The 20647-nt window shown below is 63.6% G+C and carries 21 protein-coding genes; 15 read left to right on the forward strand and 6 right to left on the reverse strand.

Going from position 1 to position 20647, the window contains the following annotated elements:
- The first annotated feature begins 8 nt into the window (after positions 1 to 8).
- The gene (locus AB7Z56_RS08695) at positions 9 to 365 is read left to right on the forward strand and encodes a hypothetical protein (RefSeq protein WP_063981457.1); all 357 of its coding nucleotides are present in this window, start codon (positions 9 to 11) and stop codon (positions 363 to 365) included.
- A gap of 9 nt (positions 366 to 374) precedes the next feature.
- Here AB7Z56_RS08695 and AB7Z56_RS08700 read toward each other — a convergent pair whose 3' ends face one another.
- The gene (locus tag AB7Z56_RS08700) at positions 375 to 1478 is read right to left on the reverse strand and encodes a mandelate racemase/muconate lactonizing enzyme family protein (protein WP_441256189.1); all 1104 of its coding nucleotides are present in this window, start codon (positions 1476 to 1478) and stop codon (positions 375 to 377) included.
- A 170-nt stretch (positions 1479 to 1648) separates the two neighbouring features.
- On the opposite strand from AB7Z56_RS08700, the gene AB7Z56_RS08705 reads away from it, so the two are divergent.
- The 9 genes from AB7Z56_RS08705 (at position 1649) to AB7Z56_RS08745 (ending at position 10981) form a co-directional block, all read left to right on the forward strand.
- Complete coding sequence (locus AB7Z56_RS08705) at positions 1649 to 2494, forward strand: AraC family transcriptional regulator (protein WP_063981459.1); 846 nt, start codon at positions 1649 to 1651, stop codon at positions 2492 to 2494.
- 240 nt (positions 2495 to 2734) lie between these two features.
- Positions 2735 to 3661 carry an SMP-30/gluconolactonase/LRE family protein gene (locus AB7Z56_RS08710; RefSeq protein ID WP_063981460.1) on the forward strand — a complete coding sequence of 309 codons (927 nt, stop codon included), beginning with the start codon at positions 2735 to 2737 and terminating at the stop codon, positions 3659 to 3661.
- A 157-nt stretch (positions 3662 to 3818) separates the two neighbouring features.
- The gene (locus tag AB7Z56_RS08715; protein WP_028147003.1) at positions 3819 to 4412 is read left to right on the forward strand and encodes a GNAT family N-acetyltransferase; all 594 of its coding nucleotides are present in this window, start codon (positions 3819 to 3821) and stop codon (positions 4410 to 4412) included.
- A gap of 14 nt (positions 4413 to 4426) precedes the next feature.
- Positions 4427 to 6073, forward strand: coding sequence for a GMC family oxidoreductase (locus AB7Z56_RS08720; RefSeq protein ID WP_063981461.1), 1647 nt, complete (start codon positions 4427 to 4429; stop codon positions 6071 to 6073).
- A 126-nt stretch (positions 6074 to 6199) separates the two neighbouring features.
- On the forward strand, positions 6200 to 6481 hold the full coding sequence (locus AB7Z56_RS08725; protein WP_084794987.1) for a YrhB domain-containing protein: 282 nt from the start codon (positions 6200 to 6202) through the stop codon (positions 6479 to 6481).
- A 325-nt stretch (positions 6482 to 6806) separates the two neighbouring features.
- Complete coding sequence (locus tag AB7Z56_RS08730; RefSeq protein WP_084794989.1) at positions 6807 to 7184, forward strand: hypothetical protein; 378 nt, start codon at positions 6807 to 6809, stop codon at positions 7182 to 7184.
- A 28-nt stretch (positions 7185 to 7212) separates the two neighbouring features.
- Positions 7213 to 7623, forward strand: coding sequence for a hypothetical protein (locus AB7Z56_RS08735; RefSeq protein ID WP_063981463.1), 411 nt, complete (start codon positions 7213 to 7215; stop codon positions 7621 to 7623).
- Positions 7605 to 8054 carry a DUF5958 family protein gene (locus AB7Z56_RS08740; RefSeq protein ID WP_283017515.1) on the forward strand — a complete coding sequence of 150 codons (450 nt, stop codon included), beginning with the start codon at positions 7605 to 7607 and terminating at the stop codon, positions 8052 to 8054. The genes AB7Z56_RS08735 and AB7Z56_RS08740 overlap by 19 nt, the downstream gene beginning before the upstream one ends.
- Before the next feature lie 755 nt (positions 8055 to 8809).
- On the forward strand, positions 8810 to 10981 hold the full coding sequence (locus tag AB7Z56_RS08745) for a hypothetical protein (protein WP_187387950.1): 2172 nt from the start codon (positions 8810 to 8812) through the stop codon (positions 10979 to 10981).
- Between the two features lie 66 nt (positions 10982 to 11047).
- Here the strand turns inward: AB7Z56_RS08745 and AB7Z56_RS08750 are convergent, their stop codons facing one another.
- Positions 11048 to 11890, reverse strand: coding sequence for an AAA family ATPase (locus AB7Z56_RS08750; protein ID WP_063981465.1), 843 nt, complete (start codon positions 11888 to 11890; stop codon positions 11048 to 11050).
- Between the two features lie 92 nt (positions 11891 to 11982).
- Positions 11983 to 12228, reverse strand: coding sequence for a GlsB/YeaQ/YmgE family stress response membrane protein (locus tag AB7Z56_RS08755; protein WP_063981466.1), 246 nt, complete (start codon positions 12226 to 12228; stop codon positions 11983 to 11985).
- Between the two features lie 123 nt (positions 12229 to 12351).
- Between AB7Z56_RS08755 and AB7Z56_RS08760 the strand changes: the two genes are divergently transcribed.
- From AB7Z56_RS08760 to sseA, 3 genes are all read left to right on the forward strand, one after another.
- Positions 12352 to 13527 carry a vWA domain-containing protein gene (locus tag AB7Z56_RS08760; protein ID WP_028156289.1) on the forward strand — a complete coding sequence of 392 codons (1176 nt, stop codon included), beginning with the start codon at positions 12352 to 12354 and terminating at the stop codon, positions 13525 to 13527.
- Between the two features lie 56 nt (positions 13528 to 13583).
- Complete coding sequence (locus AB7Z56_RS08765; protein ID WP_028152329.1) at positions 13584 to 13997, forward strand: rhodanese-like domain-containing protein; 414 nt, start codon at positions 13584 to 13586, stop codon at positions 13995 to 13997.
- Between the two features lie 185 nt (positions 13998 to 14182).
- A complete protein-coding gene (gene sseA, locus AB7Z56_RS08770) occupies positions 14183 to 15037 on the forward strand; it encodes a 3-mercaptopyruvate sulfurtransferase (protein WP_063981467.1) in 855 nt (284 codons plus the stop codon).
- 2 nt (positions 15038 to 15039) lie between these two features.
- Here the strand turns inward: sseA and AB7Z56_RS08775 are convergent, their stop codons facing one another.
- Positions 15040 to 15828: a hypothetical protein gene (locus AB7Z56_RS08775; protein ID WP_063981468.1), complete on the reverse strand. Its 789-nt coding sequence runs from the start codon at positions 15826 to 15828 to the stop codon at positions 15040 to 15042.
- Positions 15829 to 16194: 366 nt separating this feature from the next.
- Here AB7Z56_RS08775 and AB7Z56_RS08780 point away from each other — a divergent pair, with 366 nt between their 5' ends.
- A complete protein-coding gene (locus AB7Z56_RS08780) occupies positions 16195 to 17391 on the forward strand; it encodes a L,D-transpeptidase family protein (RefSeq protein ID WP_063986134.1) in 1197 nt (398 codons plus the stop codon).
- 56 nt (positions 17392 to 17447) lie between these two features.
- On the opposite strand, the gene AB7Z56_RS08785 is transcribed toward AB7Z56_RS08780, so the two are convergent.
- On the reverse strand, positions 17448 to 18410 hold the full coding sequence (locus tag AB7Z56_RS08785; RefSeq protein ID WP_063981469.1) for a D-2-hydroxyacid dehydrogenase family protein: 963 nt from the start codon (positions 18408 to 18410) through the stop codon (positions 17448 to 17450).
- Between the two features lie 133 nt (positions 18411 to 18543).
- Positions 18544 to 18759 (reverse strand): hypothetical protein, encoded by a 216-nt coding sequence (locus AB7Z56_RS08790; protein WP_028152324.1) that lies wholly within the window; start codon positions 18757 to 18759, stop codon positions 18544 to 18546.
- A gap of 236 nt (positions 18760 to 18995) precedes the next feature.
- On the opposite strand from AB7Z56_RS08790, the gene ettA reads away from it, so the two are divergent.
- Positions 18996 to 20645: an energy-dependent translational throttle protein EttA gene (gene ettA / locus AB7Z56_RS08795; protein ID WP_166102215.1), complete on the forward strand. Its 1650-nt coding sequence runs from the start codon at positions 18996 to 18998 to the stop codon at positions 20643 to 20645.
- Positions 20646 to 20647 lie beyond the last annotated feature (2 nt).

A 20647-nucleotide genomic window follows, 5' to 3' on the forward strand; every position in this document is an offset into this window, starting at 1 on the left:
GAACCTGCATGCTGCTTCGAAGCGCCGACGTCTGTTTCGCGATGTTGTTGCTCGCCCCGCTGGCGATTGCGCCGGTCCGCGCGCAAGACGTGCCCGGCATCGAGATCTGTACCGTCGAGAAGACCATGGAGCGGCGCACGAGCTGCCTGCAGAGCAACGTCGACTTCCTGCAGAAGACGATCACCAAGCTGACGCTCGATCATCAGCAGAAGCACGATGCCGCCAACCGCCAGATCGACGCGCTGAAGACGCTTGTGGCCGGCCTGCAGAAGACGCTGGCCGATCTCCAGGCTGCACAGGTGAAGATCGCGGACGATCTGAAGAAGAAGCAGGACGCGCCGCCACCGAAGGATGCGGCGAAATAGGCGTCGCCGTCACGCCACGCGGTAGCGCTCCATCACGCCGCGATCGGGCTCATAGCCGAGCCCGGGTCCCGAGGGCACCGCGACCTGGCCGGTGGCATCGACATCGGCGCGGCCGCCCCAGAGGCACGCTTCGCGTTTCAGATAGAACATCTCGACCAACCCGTCGTCGCGCGTCGCCAGCAGGTGCAATGTCGCCAGCAGGCCCGGACCGAAATACGGGGAGTGCGGGACGATTTTGACGCCGAGCTGATCGGCGAGTGCGGCGACCTTCAGAAATTCCGTGATGCCGCCGACCTTGGTCACCGACGGCTGGGCGTGGCTCACCGCGCCTGCATTCATCATCTGGCGGAATTGATACTCCGTGCAGGCGTTCTCGCCGGCGGCGACGCCGAGCCCGCCCTTGCGGCGGACCTCGGCGAGTGTGGCAAAATCCTCCGGCGGCCAGACCGGCTCTTCCAGAAACATCGGCTGCGCGTCCTCGCACGCCTTCGCGAATGCGATCGCCTGCTCGCCTGTGAGCGGGCAGTTCATGTCGACCATCAGCGGGATGCCGGGCCCGATGGCCTCGCGCGCGGCAAACACCGCCGGCGTCGTGGTCTCGTGCAGCTTGATGGCGCCATAGCCGAGCGCGAGCGCCTTCTTGCATTCGCCCGTGATGTTCTCAGGCGAGCCGATTCGCAACAGGCTCGCATAGGCGGGGATGTTCGAGCGCTTGCTTGCTCCGAGCAGGCGATGCAGCGGCGCGCCCTCGATCTTCGCAGCCAAGTCCCACAGCGCGATGTCGAGCCCTGATATCGCGAACATCGTGATGCCGTAGCGGCCGAACAGATGCAGGTTGCGCTGGATCTGTTCCATCACCGCCGGAATGCCGGCGGCATCGGGAACCTTCAGCCCGCGGGCCTGCGGCGCGATCATCTCCTCGACGGCGCATCGCGTGGTGCGCGGGGAGACATAGGCAAAGGCATCGCCCCAGCCGGTCAGTCCGGCATCGGTCGTGACCTCGACCAGCACCATGTCGAGCGCGGAGATTGCGGACGCGCCCTGGCGAAAGCTCGCGACACCGGCGTCATAGGGGATGCGGATATGGTGCGCCCGCACATCGGTGATTTCCATGACGCGGTTCCTCTTTCTGGTGAGCGGTTGCAACGAGTGTAGCTGCGAATGCCGGGGCGTTGCCAGTGGCTATTCCGGAACTATTCTCATGCGAGGACAGCAATGCCGATCAAGCGAGGCGGTGGCCGTCAGCGCATCATCGCCAGGCTTCGAACGAGGGCCCTTGACGCATGAACCCAGCCCAGCGCGCGCTCTGGTATATCGAGAGCCATCTGGCCGAGCCGATGACGCTCGACGAGATTGCTGCGATATCTGGCGTGTCGCGGTTCCACATCGTGCGGGCGTTTGCCGCAGCCACCGGGCTTCCGGTGATGCGCTACGTGCGCGCGCGGCGGTTGACGGAAGCGGCGCGCAGTCTTGCGAACGGCGCGCCGGACATCCTGTCGCTGGCGCTGGAGGCCGATTACGGCTCGCACGAAGCGTTCACCCGCGCGTTCCGCGACCAGTTTGGCACCACACCCGAAGCGGTGCGGGCGGCAACGTGCCTCGATAAACTCAAGCTTCAGGAGCCGATCCTCATGGACTCCACCATGCTCGATCATCTGGTCCCGCCGCGTTTCGAAACCGCGAAGGCCTTCCTCGTCGCCGGCCCCGCCGAGCGCATCTCCTGCGACAACGGCGCCGCCATTCCGGGACTGTGGCACCGCTTCCATCAGGAAGTCGCCGACATTCCCGCGCGCGTCGGCCAGGGAAAATCTCAAGTCGCCTATGGCGTCTGCTGCAACGGCGATGATTCCGGCAATTTCGACTACATCGCCGGTGTCGAGGTCGCCGATTTCTCCGACCTGCCGCGCCGCTTCGGTCGCATCCGCATTCCCGAGCAGCGCTACGCGGTGTTCACCCACACCGAGCACGTCGCCTCGATCCGCCGCACCGTCAACACGATCTGGAATCAGTGGCTGCCGGCGTCCGGCCTGAAGGCCGCGGATGCGCCGAACTTCGAGCGCTATGACGAGAAATTCGATCCCGCGACCGGCAATGGCGGCTTCGAGATTTGGATACCAGTGCGGGAGTAAGCACGATCCGGACCCGAAGGGCCGCGTTCGCGCAAAGTGCGCAGCGGTTTTCCGAAGAGATCATGCTCAAACGAGACCTAAGGCGCGATATGTCATCGCGCTTTACGTTGCAACGCTGGCATACCATCCCGCTTGCTTGGCAAGCCCCGGCGACTTTGTCATAACCGCAGGCAAATCTTGCGTGTGGGGCCCGTGCCGGACATCCCGTGCAAGCCATAACAAGCAGCCGGGAGGGTCCCCATGACCAACGTTCGCGTTCTCGCCACCGACCTCGAATTTCCCGAAGGGCCCGTGGTGATGCCGGACGGCTCGGTCGTGCTGGTGGAGATTCGCGGCCAGCGCCTGACCCGAATCCATCCCGACGGCCGCAAGGAGGTCGTCGCCAAGGTGCCGGGCGGCCCGAACGGCGCAGCCCTCGGCCCCGACGGCAAGATCTACATCTGCAACAATGGCGGCTTCTCCTGGATTCCGACCGGCAAGATGATCATGCCCGGCCCGCAGCCGGACGGCTATCTCGGCGGCTCGATCCAGCGCGTCGATCTGCAATCGGGCAAGGTCGAGACCGTCGTGACCAAATGCGGCGAGCACGATCTGCGCGGGCCGAACGACCTCGTCTTCGACAAGCACGGCGGCCTCTGGTTCTCCGATCTCGGCAAGCGCCGCGCCCGCGAGATGGATGTCGGCGGCATGTATTATCTCAAGCCCGGCATGACCGAGATCGTCGAGGTCGTGCATGGCGTTCTGCCGGCCAACGGCATCGGCCTGTCGCCGGACGAGAACACCGTCTACATCGCGGAGACGCCGACGGGGCGGCTCTGGGCCTACGAGCTCTCCGCGCCCGGCACGCTCAAGCCGCGCGAGGTGATCTATCGCGGCGAGCGCGGCAAGCCGATCTGCGGCCTCGGCGGCTACCAGATGTTCGACTCGCTCGCGGTAGAGGCGAACGGCAATGTCTGCGTCGCCACCCTGGTCTCCGGCTGCATCTCGGTGATCGCGCCTGATGGTACGCTGGTGGAGCAGGTCCCGACCGGCGACCGCGTCACCACCAACATCGCCTTCGGCGGCGAGGGGCTGAAGACCGCCTACATCACGCTGTCGGGCAAGGGCGAGCTGATCGCCATGGACTGGCCGCGCGGCGGTTTGCCGTTGAACTTTCTGAATAAGTGATTGTATCTGAGCAGCCGTGCCGATGCGTCGGTCGTCATTCCGGGATGCGTGCGCCAGCACGCAGGCCCGGAATCCATAACCCCGAGCGGTGATTATGGATTCCGGGCTCGCGACGTCGTCGCGCCCCGGAAGGACGGCAGTCATTATGGAGAGAGAAATGCCCTGGCCTGATCCCGTCACCCTGCGTGGGCAGCACGCCCGTCTCGAGCCGCTGTCGAAAGAGCATCGCGAGGGGCTGGTGGAGGCCGTGAAGGACGGCGAGCTCTACACGATCTGGTACACCGCGATCCCGACGCCGGAGAACGTGGCCAAGGAGATCGACCGCCGCTTGGGCCTCCAGGCCGCAGGCTCGATGCTGCCGTTCACCGTGTTCGATGCCGGCGGCAAGATCGTCGGCCAGACCACCTATATGAACATCGATGCCGCCAACCGCCGCGTCGAGATCGGCTCGACCTGGTATGCGAAGAGCGCGCAGCGCGGGCCGCTCAACACGCAGTGCAAGATTCTGCTGCTGACCCACGCCTTCGAGACGCTGAACTGCATCGCGGTCGAATTCCGCACGCATTTCTTCAACCATCAGAGCCGCCGCGCCATCGAGCGCCTGGGCGCCAAGCAGGACGGCATTCTGCGCAGCCACCAGGTCACGCCGAACGGTACGCTGCGGGACACCGTGGTTTACAGCATCACCGCCGCCGAATGGCCGACGGTGCGGACGCATTTGAACTATCAACTCAACGACAAGCCGCGCTGAGCGGCCGAGGCACCATGGACAGATTCGATTATGTGATCGTCGGCGCGGGCTCCGCCGGCTGCGTACTGACCAGCCGGCTCAGCGAAGATCCGAACGTGAGCGTCTGCGTGCTCGAGGCGGGCCCGAGCGACTGGCATCCCTACATCCATCTGCCGGCGGGCTTCATCAAGACGTTCCACATGAAGAGCATCAACTGGGCCTACCAGCAGGAGCCGGGGCCCTACACCGGCGGGCGCAGCATCTATGCGCCGCGCGGCAAGACGCTCGGCGGCTCGTCCTCGATCAACGGCCACATCTACAATCGCGGCCAGCGGATGGATTTCGATACCTGGGCGCAGATGGGCAATCGCGGCTGGGGTTATGCCGACGTGCTGCCTTACTTCAAGCGGCTGGAAAAGCGGGTCGGCGAGGGCGAGGACACCTATCGCGGCCGCGACGGCAACCTCACCGTCACGACCATGGAGTGGCGCGATCCGCTCTGCGAAGCCTTCATGGAAGGCGCGGTCTCGCTCGGCATTCCCCGCAACCCCGATTACAATGGCGCTAAGCAGGAAGGCGTCTCCTACTGCCAGCGCACCATCGACAAGGGCCTGCGCGTCTCCGGCTCGACCGCGTTCCTCAAGCCCGCGATGAAGCGCCCGAACGTGCATGTGCACACCCACGCGCACGCGACCGAGATCATTTTTGAAGGCAAGCGCGCCGTCGGCGTGCGCTACACCAAGGGCGGCCGCGGCGGCACGCCGGTGGAAGTGCGTGCCAACAAGGAAGTGATCCTCTCCGGCGGCACCTATAATTCGCCGCAGCTGCTCCAGCTCTCCGGAATCGGCTCACCCGATCTGCTCGGCGCGCACGGCATCGCGGTGCGCCACGCGCTGCCGGTCGGCGAAGGTCTGCAGGATCATTACGCCCCGCGCACCGTAGCGCGCGTGAAGGACATCAAGACCATCAACGAGCTCCGCCGCGGCTTCTCGCTGTGGATCGAAGCGCTGAAATGGGCGACCGCGCGCCGCGGCCTGCTCTCGCTCTCGCCGACCATGGTGTATTGCTTCTGGCACTCCGGCGAGAGCGCCGACAGTTCCGACCTCCAGCTCACCTTCACGCCGGCGAGCTACAAGGAAGGCGTGCAGGGCCAGCTCGAGGACGAGCCCGGTATGACGGTCGCCTCCTGGCAGCAACGCCCGGAGAGCCGCGGCTATGTCCGCATCCGCTCATCTGATCCGTTCGCGCCGCCGATCATCCAGACCAACTATCTCGACGCCGAGCTCGACCGCCGCGTCATCGTCGGCGGCATGAAGCTCGCGCGCAGGCTTTTGAAGAGCGCGCCGCTGTCGCCCTATTACGCCTACGAGGATTTCCCGGGTCCGAACATCAACACCGACGACGAATTCCTCGCCGCCGCCACCGAACGCGGCACCACCACTTTCCACCCCGGCTGCACCTGCCGCATGGGCCCGGCGGACAGCACGTGGGCGGTGGTCGACGACCAGCTCCGCGTCCACGGGTTGGAGGGCCTCCGCGTCATCGACGCCTCCGTGATGCCGCGTATGATCTCGGCGAATCTCAACGCCTCCACCATGATGATCGCGGATCGTGCCTCGGACCTGATCCGCGGCAAGCAGCCGATGGAATCCGCGCGGATTCCGGACGCGGCGGTAGCGTAGGCACAGCTACGTAGGGTGGGTTAGCGAAGCGTAACCCACCACTTCTCTCGATGCGGAAATAAAAGAGGTGGGTTACGCTGACGCTAACCCTAACCCACCCTACGGTCCCTGAGAACGGACTGAAACATGATCGATTATGGTGAAGCCAAGTTGCTAGCAAGAAATACCGTGGCGGCCATTGCCGCAAAGGTTTGCGATGAGTTTGTTGTGCTTGATGAGTTTACCAAAGAAGTAGAGGAGGGATGGCTCTTCTTCTATGATTCGAAGGAGTTTGTTGAAACGGGCAACCCTAGTTCAACTCTCGCCGGGAATGGTCCCATACTGGTTCGTCGAAATGGAGAAGTCAGAATTCTCCCGAGCGCCAGTTCTTGGCAGGTAGCGATCAAAACCCCTGATGAAAGCTCGTAGCCCATAGGATGTGGTTCGCTTCGCTTTACCCACCCTGCGGTCGCTAATTATGAGAAGCGGCTATGTCGAACGCCAGAAAGAGATCGGGCTACACCCGGAAAGATCTGCGCGAGGTCAGCGAAAATCCGAGGCTGAAAAAAGCTGATATCGCCAAGGTCCAGCCATTCTCCGAAGTCTTCCCTGATCTCAGTGCATCTATCCGAAGGTCCCGTAGCTCGGGTGGAGCGAAGCGCAATCCGGGATAGCTGTATCGATCTGCCTGCATTCCCCGGATTTCGCTGCGCTCCGTCCGGGCTACGATCCCTGCGCATTTGGACGACGTCATTTGAGCACAGAGCACAATCGTCCTCTCACAGATGCCGAGCGCGATCTTGCGCGCTGGATGCTGGAGCATGGCACGGAAGAAGCCAGGCAATATCTGGATCAGCTCAAGCTGGCTGAGGTCACGCCTTGGAGATGTCGATGTGGATGTGCCAGCATCAACTTCCAAATCAAGGGACATGCTGAAGCGCCGCCCGGCGCTGAGATTCTCGGTGAATTCCTGCTGAACGATGGTGATCACCAAAGTGGAATATTCATCTATTCGAGTGGTGGCTTGCTGAAGGGCATCGATGTGTATGGCTTGGCAGGCGATGCGCCGTCTGTGTTACCGCGACCCGAAAACCTGTCTCCCTTCAAGCCTGGCAATCCGCTGCGCACGTGAAGGGGAAATCGGCAATGAGTATCGCGGAATGATGACCTTTGATCGTGTAATTGCTGCGCTTCGCAGCACTGGTGTGCAGGCCGAGGTGCTGAACGAAATTGATAGCCGAGCCATCGTGATCAGGGTGCTGGAGCGACTCGGTGTCGACGTGACGAGCCGCGCGCCGTGGGATCAAGCCACATCCGAAGGGAGGCAAAGGCCCGATGGTTGGGAGCTCATTCCGAAATACGTGGGGACGAACCAATGTTTGATGTTTCTGGAAGGCGCCCGATCGATTTGGAAATTTTCGTGTGGTGCGGACCTGCTTCGGGTTCTGGAGGACTGTCCGGCGCTCGAGATTTATGTCTGTGACGAGGAGGCGAGCTATCTCCTTTGCAGCAATCACCATGACTTTGTCGTGGGCTGGGGTGCAGCGCTGCCATGGGTGGCACGATGTTGAATGTGGACGAAGAAATCTTGTTGAACCAACTGGCGCAGGGGGTCGCAAGCGATTCGGAGGGGGACGCTTGGTTCAACGCGCGGAGCAAGGACGACAAACGCAGGCTGCTTCGTGGCTTAAGTAACTTCATATTGCAGGCAGGGCCGAAGCCAGACGATGTGGCAGGTGCAATTGCCGAGTCGCGGCTGAAGCGGACGCTTACTCCGTGTGTCTTGATCGCGATGCCTAACCTCAAGATTCAATTGGCGAAGCTCTCGACGCTACCAGAGTTTGAGTTGCCTCGAGTGTTTCGGCTCCTCATCAAGTTGCTCGCAGCCGCAGACAACAGGCGTCGCAGGGAACGGCCACTGGATCTCGTAAACCATTGGTGGCACCGCGACTTAAGCGACCCGGAGGTTGTGAATGAGATCAAGCGAGCCAAGGGGGCGTAGCCTCGGTTACTCGCCGCGTGTTGGGCTACGATCTTCTCAAGTTTGCCCGTCGGGCAAAACACCCCGCCACCCGTCAATCCCTCCTCGCAAAAAGATTCCACTTTACCGAAATTCGGAATTGCGGCATACATCGAAACAGCCCGGCCCGAGGAAGAGGGGCGGTTCGCGAGTCGTTCGAAACGCGGGCCGGGTTGCGGTGGACGCGGCAGCGTCGGGCGCGAGAGGCTAAGGGCAGGGCGGATTGCTCTCCGTGAGCCCTGAGGCTTCGTGCGGACGAGCGGCGCTGTGTGCGTACGGCAAAACCGTGTGGTCCTGGCCGTCGCTGCTACGGTCAAGCTCTTGCGGATGCGGCATTTGCGTCAACCGGCGCGGTGTCGGCGACTTTCGCAGGGGTGAGGGAGGCCAGAACGAACTCGGCTCCCGGGAGAGCACGGCATACGCCGTCCGACCACTGCGCAGGGAAGGCCGTGTGTTTGGCTTCACCTGTATGCCGCTGTGCAGTTCTTCTGCGTGTGCTTTCGCACAGCGGACCGTGGGTGCCAGCCGGCACCCGGCCTTCCCTGCGCCCTCTTTCCTGGAGGGCGTGACGGAGACAGCAAAGCTCGGGCGAAATGCGCCGCGAGGATGCTGCGGTGTGTCTGCGCTCGCAATGACGATGTGGAGAGCGTGCGCTTTCCCTCTTTCCTCGAGCGCGGGCTCCTCGGGACATTCACCCTTAAATTGCAGGATGCGCCTTGACGTAGTAGAAACAGCAGATGCGCTTCATCTCAATACTCTGCTTCTTGATCCTCACGATCTCTCCCTGCTTTGCCCAGTCTCCCCGGGCTTCCGCAGAGGTGACGACCCTGATCAGCCAGGAACCTCTGCTCGCGGTGCTCGATCATGACAATTCATCCGCGCTTTCGCTGGTGACCCTGTTCAGGAAAGTTCACGCCGCGCAAAAGCTGCTGCAGCCGTCGGTCGCCGACGGCCCGACGCGGGCGAGCGATTTGTCTCAATTCAGTGGGACCTACGCGCAGTTCGCTGCCGTGATGTCCGCCGACATCACGCGTATCACAGCGGGACTCGGCATCGATTGGGAAAAGGAGATCCTGAAAACCTACGACCCGAAGTCGGCCAAAACGGACGCTGGCAAGACGCTGCGGCTGAATGGCAATGTTGCGCGCGTGTTTAACGAGAAATGGCTCGGTTCCAGCGACGGATTGTTCTTCCTGTCGGGTGTGGTCAATCGGATGGACCGCCGCGATTTCGATTCCGCGCATTGCGGCGAATTGCGCTTCATCTACCGGCTCGGCTACGAAGTGAGGATGAACGGCAAGACTTACGCGTCGCGCATGCCGTTCACCGTGAACATGGTGTTCAGTTACGCGGATGACGGCAGGAATTGCCAGGACGTCGCCTCGCTCTGGCGCGTCGCCGGGATCGATGCTGACGATCCGGCAGTGGTTGCCCAACGCCTGCTGCAGGGGCCGCTGGATTTTTCGCGACTCATCTTCAAGCAGATGGAGATCAATGCGCAGGTGGTGCGCTTCCCATCAGACCTCGAAAACATGGAGAACCGCAAATTCGCCGGACAGGCGATCTACTGGATGCGGATCTTCGCGCTGAGGGATGGCAAGTTTCAGCCGACACGGCTGGAAAATACGCCTGATGTGCAGGCAATCCTGAAGGATCCCGCCAAGCAGAAGCAGTTGCAGGACTATCTCGCCGGCCACATCGCCGAGATCGACAACGGCACCTTCAGGATACCGGAGAGCCTGGAGGCCGACATCGCACTGAGTTTTTCCACTGCCGGCAGCGCGCGCATGGCCAATCGTCCCTTCGATCTCGCAATCGGCAGCGAGCAGGCGGCACGGATCGTCGCGGCGGCGGGTGTCCCCGGGAGGTCACCAAAATTCGTGCAATCCGGCGCGGGTCTGCTCGAACGCCTGAACACGTCGTCCTGCATGGGCTGCCATCAATCATCCTCGACCGCCGGATTCCATCTTCTCGGCGTGGACCGGTTCGATTTCGGCCGCGACGCGGACGCGATCAGGAGCGCGCTTGACGGTAACCAGTTGCAATTGCCGTTCTCGCCCCATGTCTACGCGGAACTTGTTCGCCGCAAGGACTATGTCGAGCGGGTTTCGCTCGGTCAGGCGCCGAACAGTTTTCGCCCGCATCCTTCGGCGCCCCCGGCGGCCTGGGAAAGCGGAAATCCGGCCTATGTTGTCGCCGGTGACAACATGCCGTGCCCTTTGAATGCGGATCTGGCGCAGGCCGCGAAATGGAGCTGCAATGCCACGCGTAACCTCACTTGTCAGGCGTTGGTGACGAACGCTGCGACTTCCTCCAATCTCGGCCAATGCGTGCCCGCGGCACAGAATGTCGCCGCGGGTTTGAGCTGCCGCTCAAACGTCATCGAGGACTCCACAGCGAAGACCGCCGCCAACAACCCGCTCGGCTTCAACCTGCGCGCGTTCAGCGACCGCGTCAGCAAGGAAGAACTCGTCTACAAGCTGTCGGAAGGAAAATTGAGCGGCTACGGCTACAACTGCCGTCCAACGAAGATCGGCGTGCCGCTGGGCCGCGTCACGCGTCCCTGCAAGCCCGAGGAGGCGTCGCTGGCGGTGATCCGGCCGGGCAGCGTGCCCGAGGAAATCTGCGCGATCGTCGGAGGCAAGGGCTTTGAGCAGATGGCCAAGGGATATTTCGACAGCGGCATTTTCGCCGCTGGCGTCGGCCGCGGCCTCCTGAACACATGCTCGCCGTCGCGGTTTTGCCGCGAGGACTATATTTGCCAGCAGATGCCGGATTTTGTCACGAGTGCAAGGTTCAACGTCAGGGCCCCGGCGTTGAATAACTTGAGAAGCCGAAAGATCGGGTTCTGTACCCCAACCTATTTCGTTTATCAGCTCCGCCTTGACGGTCATCCGAATCCGAGATGACGCGGGGAAGCGCGGCCCAGAGTAGCGGTAGGAATTGCGGTCAGGTTGTCTCTGCGCGCTTGCAGATCAAACCTCCCTCCGGCTCAAAAACGCCAGCCGCTCGAACAGGTGCACGTCCTGCTCGTTCTTGAGCAGCGCGCCGTGCAGCGGCGGGATCAGCTTGCGCGGGTCGCGTTCGCGCAGTTGCTCGACGCTCATGTCCTCGTTGAGCAGCAGCTTGAGCCAGTCGAGCAGCTCGGAGGTTGAGGGCTTCTTCTTCAGACCGGGCACCTCGCGCACTTCGAAGAAGATGCGCAGCGCTTCCTCGACCAGGCGCTTCTTGATGCCGGGGAAGTGGACGTCGACGATGCGGCCCATCGTGTCGGCGTCGGGAAACTTGATGTAGTGGAAGAAGCAGCGGCGCAGGAAGGCGTCCGGCAGCTCCTTCTCGTTGTTGGAGGTGATCATCATGATCGGGCGCTGCTTCGCCTTGATCGTCTCGCCGGTCTCGTAGACATGGAATTCCATGCGGTCGAGCTCGAGCAAGAGGTCGTTCGGGAATTCGATGTCGGCCTTGTCGATCTCGTCGATCAAGAGCACCGGGCGCTGCTCGGCGGTGAAGGCGTCCCACAGCTTGCCGCGCTTGATGTAGTTCCTGATGTCGGAGACGCGGGCATCGCCGAGCTGGCTGTCGCGCAGGCGCGACACTGCATCGTATTCGTAGAGGCCCTGCTGCGCCTTGGTGGTGGACTTGATGTGCCAGGTCAAAAGCGGCGCGTTCAGCGCCTTCGCCACTTCCTCCGCCAGCACGGTCTTGCCGGTGCCGGGCTCGCCCTTGATGAGCAGCGGGCGCTCCAGCACGATCGAGGCATTGACGGCGACCTTGAGATCGTCGGTCGCAACATAGTCCTTGGTGCCGGTAAATTTCATCGCGCGTCCTTGTTGGTCGTCGGCCGGGCATCGCCCTGGTCCAACAAACGGAACGGCCGCTCATGGCGGCCGTTCCTGGTTCGGTCAGGCTTTCAGACCCGTTTTATCAGCGAAAGGATGACGAGCACAATCACCGCGCCGATGGTGGCATCCACGATGGCGCCGACCGTGCCGGTGGCCAGCGCAATATGCAGTTGCGGCAGCACCCAGCTCGCAACCAGCGCGCCGATGATGCCGACGACCATGTTGCCGATCAGGCCAAATCCCGCCCCATGGACAATCTTGCCGGCAAGCCAGCCGGCGATCGCGCCAATGATGAGCGCTGCGAGAATTCCCATTGCAAACGTCCCCAAAACAACCCCGTGAGACGGTCAATTCTAGAGCAAAAAGCCGACCGGTCCAGCGTCCCGCGGCGGGCTCGGCCCCTTGACGTTCGCCCCCCGACGGGCAATCTGTCACCCATGTTCCTGCAATTCTTCACTTCTCTGCGCGATGCGCAGGTCCCCGTGACGCTGCGCGAATACCTCACGCTGATGGAGGCGCTCGACGCTGATCTGTCGGACTACTCGGTCGAGAATTTCTACTATCTGTCGCGCACCTCGCTGGTGAAGGACGAGCGCAACCTCGACAAGTTCGACCGCGTCTTCGGCACGGTGTTCAAGGGGCTGGAAAGCCTGCTCGACGCCATGGAGAAGGCGGAGATCCCCGAGGAGTGGCTGAAGAAGCTCGCCGAAAAATACCTCAGCGAGGAGGAGAAGAAGCAGATCGAGGCGATGGGCTGGGACAAGCTCATGGAGACGCTGAAGAAGCGGCTCGAGGAGCAGAAGGGCCGGCACCAGGGCGGCTCGAAGTGGATCGGCACCGCGGGCACCTCGCCGTTCGGCGCCCACGGCTACAATCCCGAAGGCGTCCGCATCGGCCAGGAGAAGAACCGCAACAACCGTGCCGTGAAGGTGTGGGACAAGCGCGAGTTCAAGGATCTCGACGGCAATGTCGAGCTCGGCATCCGCAACATCAAGGTGGCGCTGCGGCGCCTGCGCAAATTCGCGCGCACCGGCGCGCCTGATGAGCTCGATCTCGACACCACGATCCGTGAGACCGCCAATCACGGCTATCTCGACGTGCACATGCGGCCCGAGCGGCGCAATGCGGTGAAGCTGCTGGTGTTCTTCGACATCGGCGGCTCGATGGATTCGCATATTGAGCAGGTCGAGGAGCTGTTCTCGGCGGCGAAGAGCGAGTTCAAGCACATGGAGTATTTCTACTTCCACAACTGCCTCTACGAAGGCGTGTGGAAGCAGAACAAGCGCCGCTTTACCGACCGCACGCCGACCTGGGATGTGCTGCACAAATACCCGCACGACTACAAGGTCGTGTTCGTCGGCGACGCATCGATGTCGCCTTACGAGATCATGGTGCCCGGCGGCTCGGTCGAGCATGTCAACGAGGAGCCCGGCTCGGTCTGGCTCGACCGCATCATCCGCACCTATCCGCATACGGTGTGGCTCAATCCGGTGCAGCAGAAGCACTGGGACTATTCGGAATCGACCACCATCATCAAACGCATCTTTGCCAACCGCATGTACCCGATCACGATCGAGGGGCTCGAGGGTGCGATGAAGGAATTGACGCACTAGCTGTACGCGCCGTCAGTCCGGACGGCCGCGCAGAGGCCGACAAGAGGGAGAACCACATGCCCCAGACCATCACCCGCGGCATCAAGGCGCTGATCGACGAGGCCAATGCCGAGATCGAGACGCTCAACGCCAAGGAGGCCATCGAGATCTCCAAGAACGGCGATGTCGTCATCGTCGACATCCGCGACCCCCGCGAGATCGAGCGCGACGGCCGCATCCCCGGCGCGTTCGCCTGCACCCGCGGCATGCTCGAATTCTGGATCGATCCGCAGAGCCCCTACGCAAAACCGATCTTCCAGGAAGACAAGAAATTCGTCTTCCATTGCGCCGGCGGCATGCGCTCCGCGCTCGCGGCGAAGACCGCCAAGGACATGGGCCTGAAGCCCGTCGCCCACATCGCCGGCGGCTACGCCGCCTGGCGCGATGCCGGCGGTCCGGTGGAGCAGTGGGAGCCGAAGAAGAAGGGGTGAGAAGTGCTGCGCTGTCGCGTCAATCTCCGCTGTCATTCCCCGCGAAGTGGGGAATCCAGTACGCCGCAGCGTCTCGACTCAATCACAACCGCCTCTGGAATACTGGATCGCCCGGTCAAGCCGGGCGTTGACAGCGGAGTTTGATGCGCATTGCTTCAACTTCGGAATGACAAGAAAGACCTCGCATGACCGTCACCGACCCCCTCGTCTCCACCGAATGGCTCGCCGCCCACATTGGCGACGCCAACGTCAAGATCCTCGACGCCAGCTTCAAGCTGCCGGGCGTGCTGCCGCTGCCGAAGGACGACTATCTCGCCGCGCATCTGCCGGGCGCCGTGTTCTTCGACGTCGACGCGGTGTCGGATCATTCCAACCCGCTGCCGCACATGTATCCGAGCGCCGAGCAGTTCGGCCGTGACGCAGGCCAACTCGGCATCTCCAATGCCGACACCGTCGTCCTCTACGATGCCGGCGGATGGGTCGCTGCGCCCCGCGCCTGGTGGATGTTCCTGGCCTTCGGCCACAGCAATGTACGCATTCTCAATGGCGGGTTGAAGAAGTGGCGCGCCGAGGGGCATCCGGTCGAGAGCGGCGAGGTAAAGCCGAAGCCCGCGACGTTTAGGGCGAGCTACGACTCAAAACGCGTGCGCAGCATGCAGCAGCTGATCGCCAACGTCGAAAGCAGCGCAGAGCAGGTGATCGACGCACGCGCCGCCGACCGCTTCGAGGGCCGCGCGCCTGAGCCGCGCGCGGGCATCCGCTCGGGCCACATCCCCGGCGCGCGCAATGTGCCCTACAATCAGCTGTTCGATGCCGCGACCGGCGAGATGAAGCCGCTCGACGATCTCCGCGCCGCCTTCGCGAACGCCGGCGTCAGGCTCGATGCGCCGATCGTGACGAGCTGCGGTTCGGGCGTGTCCGCCGGCGTGTTGACGCTCGCACTCTATCGCCTCGGCATCACCGACACCGCGCTCTATGACGGCTCGTGGTCGGAGTGGGGCCAGGCCGGCGGCCCGCCGGTCGCGACCGGGCCGGCGTAGCCTTACTGGCGCGTGCGCGTGGCCGTTGTCGCCAGCATCTGCTGCTGGCCGAACGGATCATAGCTCTGCCGCAACTGCTGGGGCGGAGGACGCTGCACCATGCGGTGCCGCTTCTTCGCCTTCGCCTGGCGCTTGGCCGCCTTGCTGTCCGGGGCGCTGCTGTCCGCCTTCGCGTCTCCCTTGGTGTCCCCCTTGGCCTTCGCCGGCGCATCCTTCAAGGCCGGCGCCGCCGGATCGTTCAGCGCGGCCACCTTGGCCGGGGCAATGTCGGGCGCCGGGGAGGCGAGGGCCGCACCGGGATCGGGATCGGCCGGCGCCGGTTCGCTGGCGGTCACGGCAGGCGTGGGCTCGGGGATCGATGCCGTTGTGTCGGCCGGGGTGAGTGTGTCGGCAGGAGCCGGCGCGATGGCTTCCGTCGTGGCCTCGGCCTGCACCGGCTCGGCGGCCGGAGGCGCGGCCTCGGTGACCTGCGGCGGCACGTTGGCCTCGGTCGTCAGGGCGGCCACCTGTTCGGGCTCGTTCACCGGCAAGCCGATGGTCGGCACCCGGTCGCGCAGCGATGGCGCGGGCTCGGCGGCCGCCTCCGGCTCGGCGCGGAGCGCCGCTAGCACCGGCTGGGCCGGCTCTGGGCTTTGCGCAAACACCTTTTCCTGCGGGCCGTTCCGCCAGGAGGGGTTGCTGACATACTGCTCGTGGGTGGCCCGCAGCAGCGCGGCGGCACCTAGGCCGAACACCAGGATGGAGGTTGACAGCAGGATCGCGGCAAACAGGAAGCGAAAGCCGGGAAGCATCGGACGGGTTACGAATTTCCGCCCCGGCGGGTGGCGGCCGGGACCCAAGAGCCATCTGAACGCGGTGACGGTACTGATTGCCGTTCGCCACGCCGGGACAGAAGCTCAAAGCGGAGGCGAATCAGGCTGATTCGAACATATCGCAACGCCTCCGCGCCGTTCCCTTAAATTCGGGGCCGGAGACTCCGGCAATCTACAGCTCGATGCGATTTCCGCCCCGTGATGCAACGGGGCAACTGTGTGTGCCTGCATCACAAATCGCTAACTCGGGCACAAATCAGCCTGTAATGTCTTGAATGTGCCGCTATCTTCGGTCATCTGGCCGTTAACGGTCCGGATGGGCTCGGGGACTATACAAGAGCGATGATGATCAAACATTTTCTGACGATATGCGCTGCCGCAACAGTCGCTGCGGCGGGAACCTCGCTCGCACAGGCTCAGAGCTATCCGGTCCAGCAGGCGCCGAGCTATGGCGCTCCGGCCGAATATCGCCCCGGCGACCGCACGCCGAATTTCGACTCGCTAGACGATGAAGACGACGCGATGCCGCAGGCGTCGCTGCCGCCGCTTGGTCCGGCCGACGATCCGCGTTACGGCCGCCCGGCTGGTCCTCCGCCGGTCTATTCCGCCGCCCCGCCGCAGGGGCCGGTGATGTCGCCCGATGATCCGCGCTATGGCCGTCCGGCTGGCGCTCCGCCGGTCTATTCGGCGGCGCCGCCGCAGGGTCCCGTGATGTCGCCCGACGATCCCCGCTACGGCCGCCCCGCTGGCCCGCCCGCGGTGATCTATGCCGATCGCCCGGGTCAGGCACCCGGCAGGGACGGCCTGCGTCCGCCGGAGGCCGTTGGCGGCCCCGCCGCGACCGGAACGGTTCAGTCCGGCCAGCCGCCCGTGGGCAACGATGGCCGGCCGATGGCGATCGCTTCGCTGCCGCCCGAGGAGCAGCCCGACGCTGCTCCCGCGCAGTTGTCGCCGAACCTGCGCCGCCAGGAAGTCTCGCTGGCGACCAAGGAGCCGGCTGGAACGCTCATCGTCGATACCCCGAACACCTACCTCTACTACGTGCTCGGAGGCGGCCGTGCGATCCGCTACGGCGTCCGCGTCGGCCGCGATGGCTTCACCTGGACCGGCGTGCAGAAGATCACCCGCAAGGCCGAGTGGCCGGATTGGCATCCGCCGACCGAGATGATCGAGCGTCAGCCCTATCTGCCGCGCTTCATGGCCGGCGGCCCCGGCAATCCGCTCGGCGCACGCGCGATGTATCTCGGCTCGACCGTCTACCGCATCCACGGCACCAACCAGCCTTCGACCATCGGCAAGTTCGTGTCGTCGGGCTGCATCGGCATGCTGAACGAGGACGTCTCCGACCTGTTCGACCGCGTCAAGGTCGGCACCCGCGTGGTGGTGATGCCGGGTGGCCCGCCGCCGGGAACGGCGACCGCCTCCGCTGCGCCGACGTCGGGCGCTGCCGGTCCGGCTCCGATGGCTGCCCAGGCTGGCCCCGTCCCGGGCACCCAGCCGACGGTGGTGCCGCCGCTGCCCGCGCCGGTCACCGTGCGCTAAGCGCTTCGAAACAGCTCAAATCGCGAAGGGCGTGCCGTCGGCACGCCCTTTTCGTTTCAGGCCAGCTTGCGCGGCAGCTCGCGACCCCCGGTGAAGGCGTCGATCGCCTCGACCATCTGCCCGTAATGGATGCGCAAGCCGTCCTCGGTGGCGTAGCCGAGATGCGGCGTCAGCACGAGATTGTCGAGCTTGCGGAAGGGATGGTCGACCGGCAGCGGCTCGACCGAGAATACGTCGATGCCGGCGCCCGCGATCTTCCGCTGCTGCAAGGCTTCCAGCAGCGCCTGCTCGTCCACGATCGGGCCGCGCGCGGTGTTGACGAGGAAGGCCGTCGGCTTCATCCGCGCGAGATCGGCAGCTCCGACCAGTCCGCGCGAACGATCGCTCAGCACCACATGGATGGTGACGATATCGGCCTTGGCGAACAGCTCCTCCTTGGTGGCGTAGCCGACGCCGGCCGCCGCGCACTTCTCCGGCGTGAGGTTCGGGCTCCAGGCGATCACGTTCATGCCGAACGCTTTCGCAATACCCGCCATCTTGCTGCCGAGCTTGCCGAGCCCGACGACGCCGAGCGTCAGTCCCTCGATCTCGACACCGGCAAAGCTCTGCCAGGGCTCGCCGGCATGCATGCGCGCGTTCTCGCGGCCGATGCCGCGGGTCAGTTCGAGGATCAGGCCCATGGTCAGCGGCGCGGTCGGATCGCGGGAGTATTGCGTGCCGCCGATGGCAACGCCTTGCGCCTTCGCAGCCTCCATGTCGATCGAGGCGTTGCGCATGCCGGAGGTCAAAAGCAGCTTCAGCTTCGGCAGCGACGCGAACTGGTTCTTGGGGAACGCCGTACGCTCGCGCATCGCGCAAATGATCTCGAAATCGGCCAGCGCGCTCGCCGCGGCCTGCTCCGAGGCAAAGGGATGGCTGAACACGGTGACGTCGACGCGGTCGGACAGTTTTTGCCAGTCGGCGACGTCGAGGGCGAGGTTGAAATAGTCGTCGAGAATTGCACAGCGCAGCCGCGTCATCAGCTTTCATCCATGGCGAGAGGTGACGGCGCCAGGCGGGGAGCGCCATCGTCGGAACCTGGCCATGGTTGCGCGCAATCACGCCTGCGCGCAAGCAGCTGACGTGTTCAAAAATCCGATAGGAGAGAAGGGCTCAGAGGTCGCGGGGCTTGAGGCGGAACGGCGTATCCATGCCGTGCTTGGCGCGCCAGGCGGGGCCGGGCCCACGCATGTAGTGCAGCTCGGGGCGGTAAGGGTTGAAAGCGGTGGCGAAGAAGCGCTTCCAGAAGCCCTTGATCTCCGTGACGAGTCCGGAAGCGCTACCGGCTCGTGCCGGAACGGCGATGGAATTGGTCTCGATCAGAGCCATGATGCGGCCTCGCTGTTCTCCCCGTCGCTTCTGCCGCGGGTGGCGTCTTTTTCGGCGCCATGACGAGCTTTGGCCCACTTTATTAAAAAATGGTTTCAATTGTCCGGATCGGCGGCCGGATGGTGTCCATTCCGTATTGATCCGTGGTGAACGGAGGGAAAACATTGCCCTTTGGGGGCGGGATCGTTACATCGGCGGCAAGCAAATTTCCTCAAATCGAAGGTTTCACGGGACCGATGGCGCGCCAGTTCATCTATTTCATGCAGGGCCTGACCAAGAGCTACCCGACCCGGAAGGTGCTCGATAACATTCATCTGTCGTTCTACCCGGACGCCAAGATCGGCGTGCTCGGCGTCAACGGCTCGGGCAAGTCGACGCTGCTCAAGATCATGGCCGGCCTCGACAAGGAGTATAACGGCGAGGCCTGGGTCGCCCAGGGCGCCCGCGTCGGCTATCTCGAGCAGGAACCGCATCTCGATCCGGCGCTCTCCGCGCGCGAGAACGTCATGCTGGGTGTCGCCAAGCAGAAGGCCATCCTCGATCGCTACAACGAGCTGGCGATGAACTATTCGGAAGAAACCGCCGACGAGATGACCAAGCTGCAGGACGAGATCGAGGCCCAGGGCCTCTGGGATCTCGACAGCAAGGTCGACCAGGCGATGGACGCGCTGCGCTGTCCGCCCGACGATGCCGATGTGACGAAACTGTCGGGCGGTGAGCGCCGGCGCGTCGCGCTGTGCAAACTGCTGCTCGACCAGCCCGAATTGTTGCTGCTCGACGAACCGACCAACCATCTTGACGCCGAGTCCGTGTCTTGGCTGGAAGGCCATCTGCGCAACTATCCCGGCGCGATCCTGATCGTCACCCACGATCGCTACTTCCTCGACAACGTCACGAGCTGGATTCTCGAGCTCGACCGCGGCAAGGGCATTCCCTACGAGGGCAACTACTCGTCCTGGCTGGTGCAGAAGCAGAAGCGGCTCGAGCAGGAAGGCCGTGAAGACGCTGCGCATCAGAAGACGATCGCGCGCGAGCAGGAATGGGTCGCGTCCTCGCCGAAGGCGCGTCAGGCCAAATCCAAGGCGCGCTACCAGCGCTACGAGGATCTGCTCAAGCAGGCGAGCGAGAAGCAGACCCAGACCGCGCAGATCATCATCCCCGTCGCCGAGCGGCTCGGCGCCAACGTGGTCGATTTCGAAACGCTCAGCAAAGGCTATGGCGATCGCCTTCTGATCGACGATCTTACCTTCAAGCTGCCGCCTGGCGGCATCGTCGGCGTGATCGGCGCCAACGGCGCCGGCAAGACCACGCTGTTCAAGATGATCACTAAGCAGGAAACGCCGGACAAGGGCACCATCACGGTCGGCGAGACCGTGCATCTCGGTTATGTCGACCAGTCGCGCGACGCGCTCGACGGCAACAAGAACGTGTGGGAGGAGATTTCCGGCGGCAACGAGCTGATCCTGCTCGGCAAGAAGGAAGTGAACTCGCGCGGCTATTGCTCGTCGTTCAACTTCAAGGGCGCCGACCAGCAGAAGAAGGTCGGTGCGCTCTCCGGCGGTGAGCGCAACCGCGTGCATCTTGCAAAAATGCTGAAGTCCGGCGCCAACGTGCTGCTGCTCGACGAACCGACCAACGATCTCGACGTCGACACGTTGCGCGCGCTCGAAGAGGCGCTGGAAGATTTCGCCGGCTGCGCCGTCATCATCAGCCATGACCGCTGGTTCCTCGACCGCATCGCGACCCACATCCTGGCCTTCGAAGGCGAGAGCCACGTCGAATGGTTCGAAGGCAACTTCCAGGACTACGAGAAGGACAAGATGCGCCGCCTCGGCCAGGACAGCATCATTCCGCACCGCGTGAAGTACAAGAAGCTGACGCGGTGATG

Source organism: Bradyrhizobium sp. 482_C4_N1_8 (assembly GCF_052075965.1).
GTDB classification, from domain to species: Bacteria; Pseudomonadota; Alphaproteobacteria; order Rhizobiales; family Xanthobacteraceae; genus Bradyrhizobium; species Bradyrhizobium barranii.

Excerpts from the sequence above, each read along its gene's own strand:
- AB7Z56_RS08755 (WP_063981466.1), bottom strand. The coding sequence starts at position 12,228 with ATGGGAATTCTCGCAGCGCTCATCATTGGCGCGATCGCCGGCTGGCTT.
- AB7Z56_RS08775 (WP_063981468.1), bottom strand. The coding sequence starts at position 15,828 with ATGCTTCCCGGCTTTCGCTTCCTGTTTGCCGCGATCCTGCTGTCAACC.
- AB7Z56_RS08710 (WP_063981460.1), top strand. The coding sequence starts at position 2,735 with ATGACCAACGTTCGCGTTCTCGCCACCGACCTCGAATTTCCCGAAGGG.
- ettA (WP_166102215.1), top strand. The coding sequence starts at position 18,996 with ATGGCGCGCCAGTTCATCTATTTCATGCAGGGCCTGACCAAGAGCTAC.
- AB7Z56_RS08760 (WP_028156289.1), top strand. The coding sequence starts at position 12,352 with ATGTTCCTGCAATTCTTCACTTCTCTGCGCGATGCGCAGGTCCCCGTG.
- AB7Z56_RS08745 (WP_187387950.1), top strand. The coding sequence starts at position 8,810 with ATGCGCTTCATCTCAATACTCTGCTTCTTGATCCTCACGATCTCTCCC.
- sseA (WP_063981467.1), top strand. The coding sequence starts at position 14,183 with ATGACCGTCACCGACCCCCTCGTCTCCACCGAATGGCTCGCCGCCCAC.
- AB7Z56_RS08705 (WP_063981459.1), top strand. The coding sequence starts at position 1,649 with ATGAACCCAGCCCAGCGCGCGCTCTGGTATATCGAGAGCCATCTGGCC.
- AB7Z56_RS08785 (WP_063981469.1), bottom strand. The coding sequence starts at position 18,410 with ATGACGCGGCTGCGCTGTGCAATTCTCGACGACTATTTCAACCTCGCC.
- AB7Z56_RS08700 (WP_441256189.1), bottom strand. The coding sequence starts at position 1,478 with ATGGAAATCACCGATGTGCGGGCGCACCATATCCGCATCCCCTATGAC.
- AB7Z56_RS08780 (WP_063986134.1), top strand. The coding sequence starts at position 16,195 with ATGATCAAACATTTTCTGACGATATGCGCTGCCGCAACAGTCGCTGCG.
- AB7Z56_RS08720 (WP_063981461.1), top strand. The coding sequence starts at position 4,427 with ATGGACAGATTCGATTATGTGATCGTCGGCGCGGGCTCCGCCGGCTGC.
- AB7Z56_RS08735 (WP_063981463.1), top strand. The coding sequence starts at position 7,213 with ATGATGACCTTTGATCGTGTAATTGCTGCGCTTCGCAGCACTGGTGTG.
- AB7Z56_RS08715 (WP_028147003.1), top strand. The coding sequence starts at position 3,819 with ATGCCCTGGCCTGATCCCGTCACCCTGCGTGGGCAGCACGCCCGTCTC.
- AB7Z56_RS08695 (WP_063981457.1), top strand. The coding sequence starts at position 9 with ATGCTGCTTCGAAGCGCCGACGTCTGTTTCGCGATGTTGTTGCTCGCC.
- AB7Z56_RS08765 (WP_028152329.1), top strand. The coding sequence starts at position 13,584 with ATGCCCCAGACCATCACCCGCGGCATCAAGGCGCTGATCGACGAGGCC.
- AB7Z56_RS08725 (WP_084794987.1), top strand. The coding sequence starts at position 6,200 with ATGATCGATTATGGTGAAGCCAAGTTGCTAGCAAGAAATACCGTGGCG.
- AB7Z56_RS08750 (WP_063981465.1), bottom strand. The coding sequence starts at position 11,890 with ATGAAATTTACCGGCACCAAGGACTATGTTGCGACCGACGATCTCAAG.
- AB7Z56_RS08740 (WP_283017515.1), top strand. The coding sequence starts at position 7,605 with ATGGGTGGCACGATGTTGAATGTGGACGAAGAAATCTTGTTGAACCAA.
- AB7Z56_RS08790 (WP_028152324.1), bottom strand. The coding sequence starts at position 18,759 with ATGGCTCTGATCGAGACCAATTCCATCGCCGTTCCGGCACGAGCCGGT.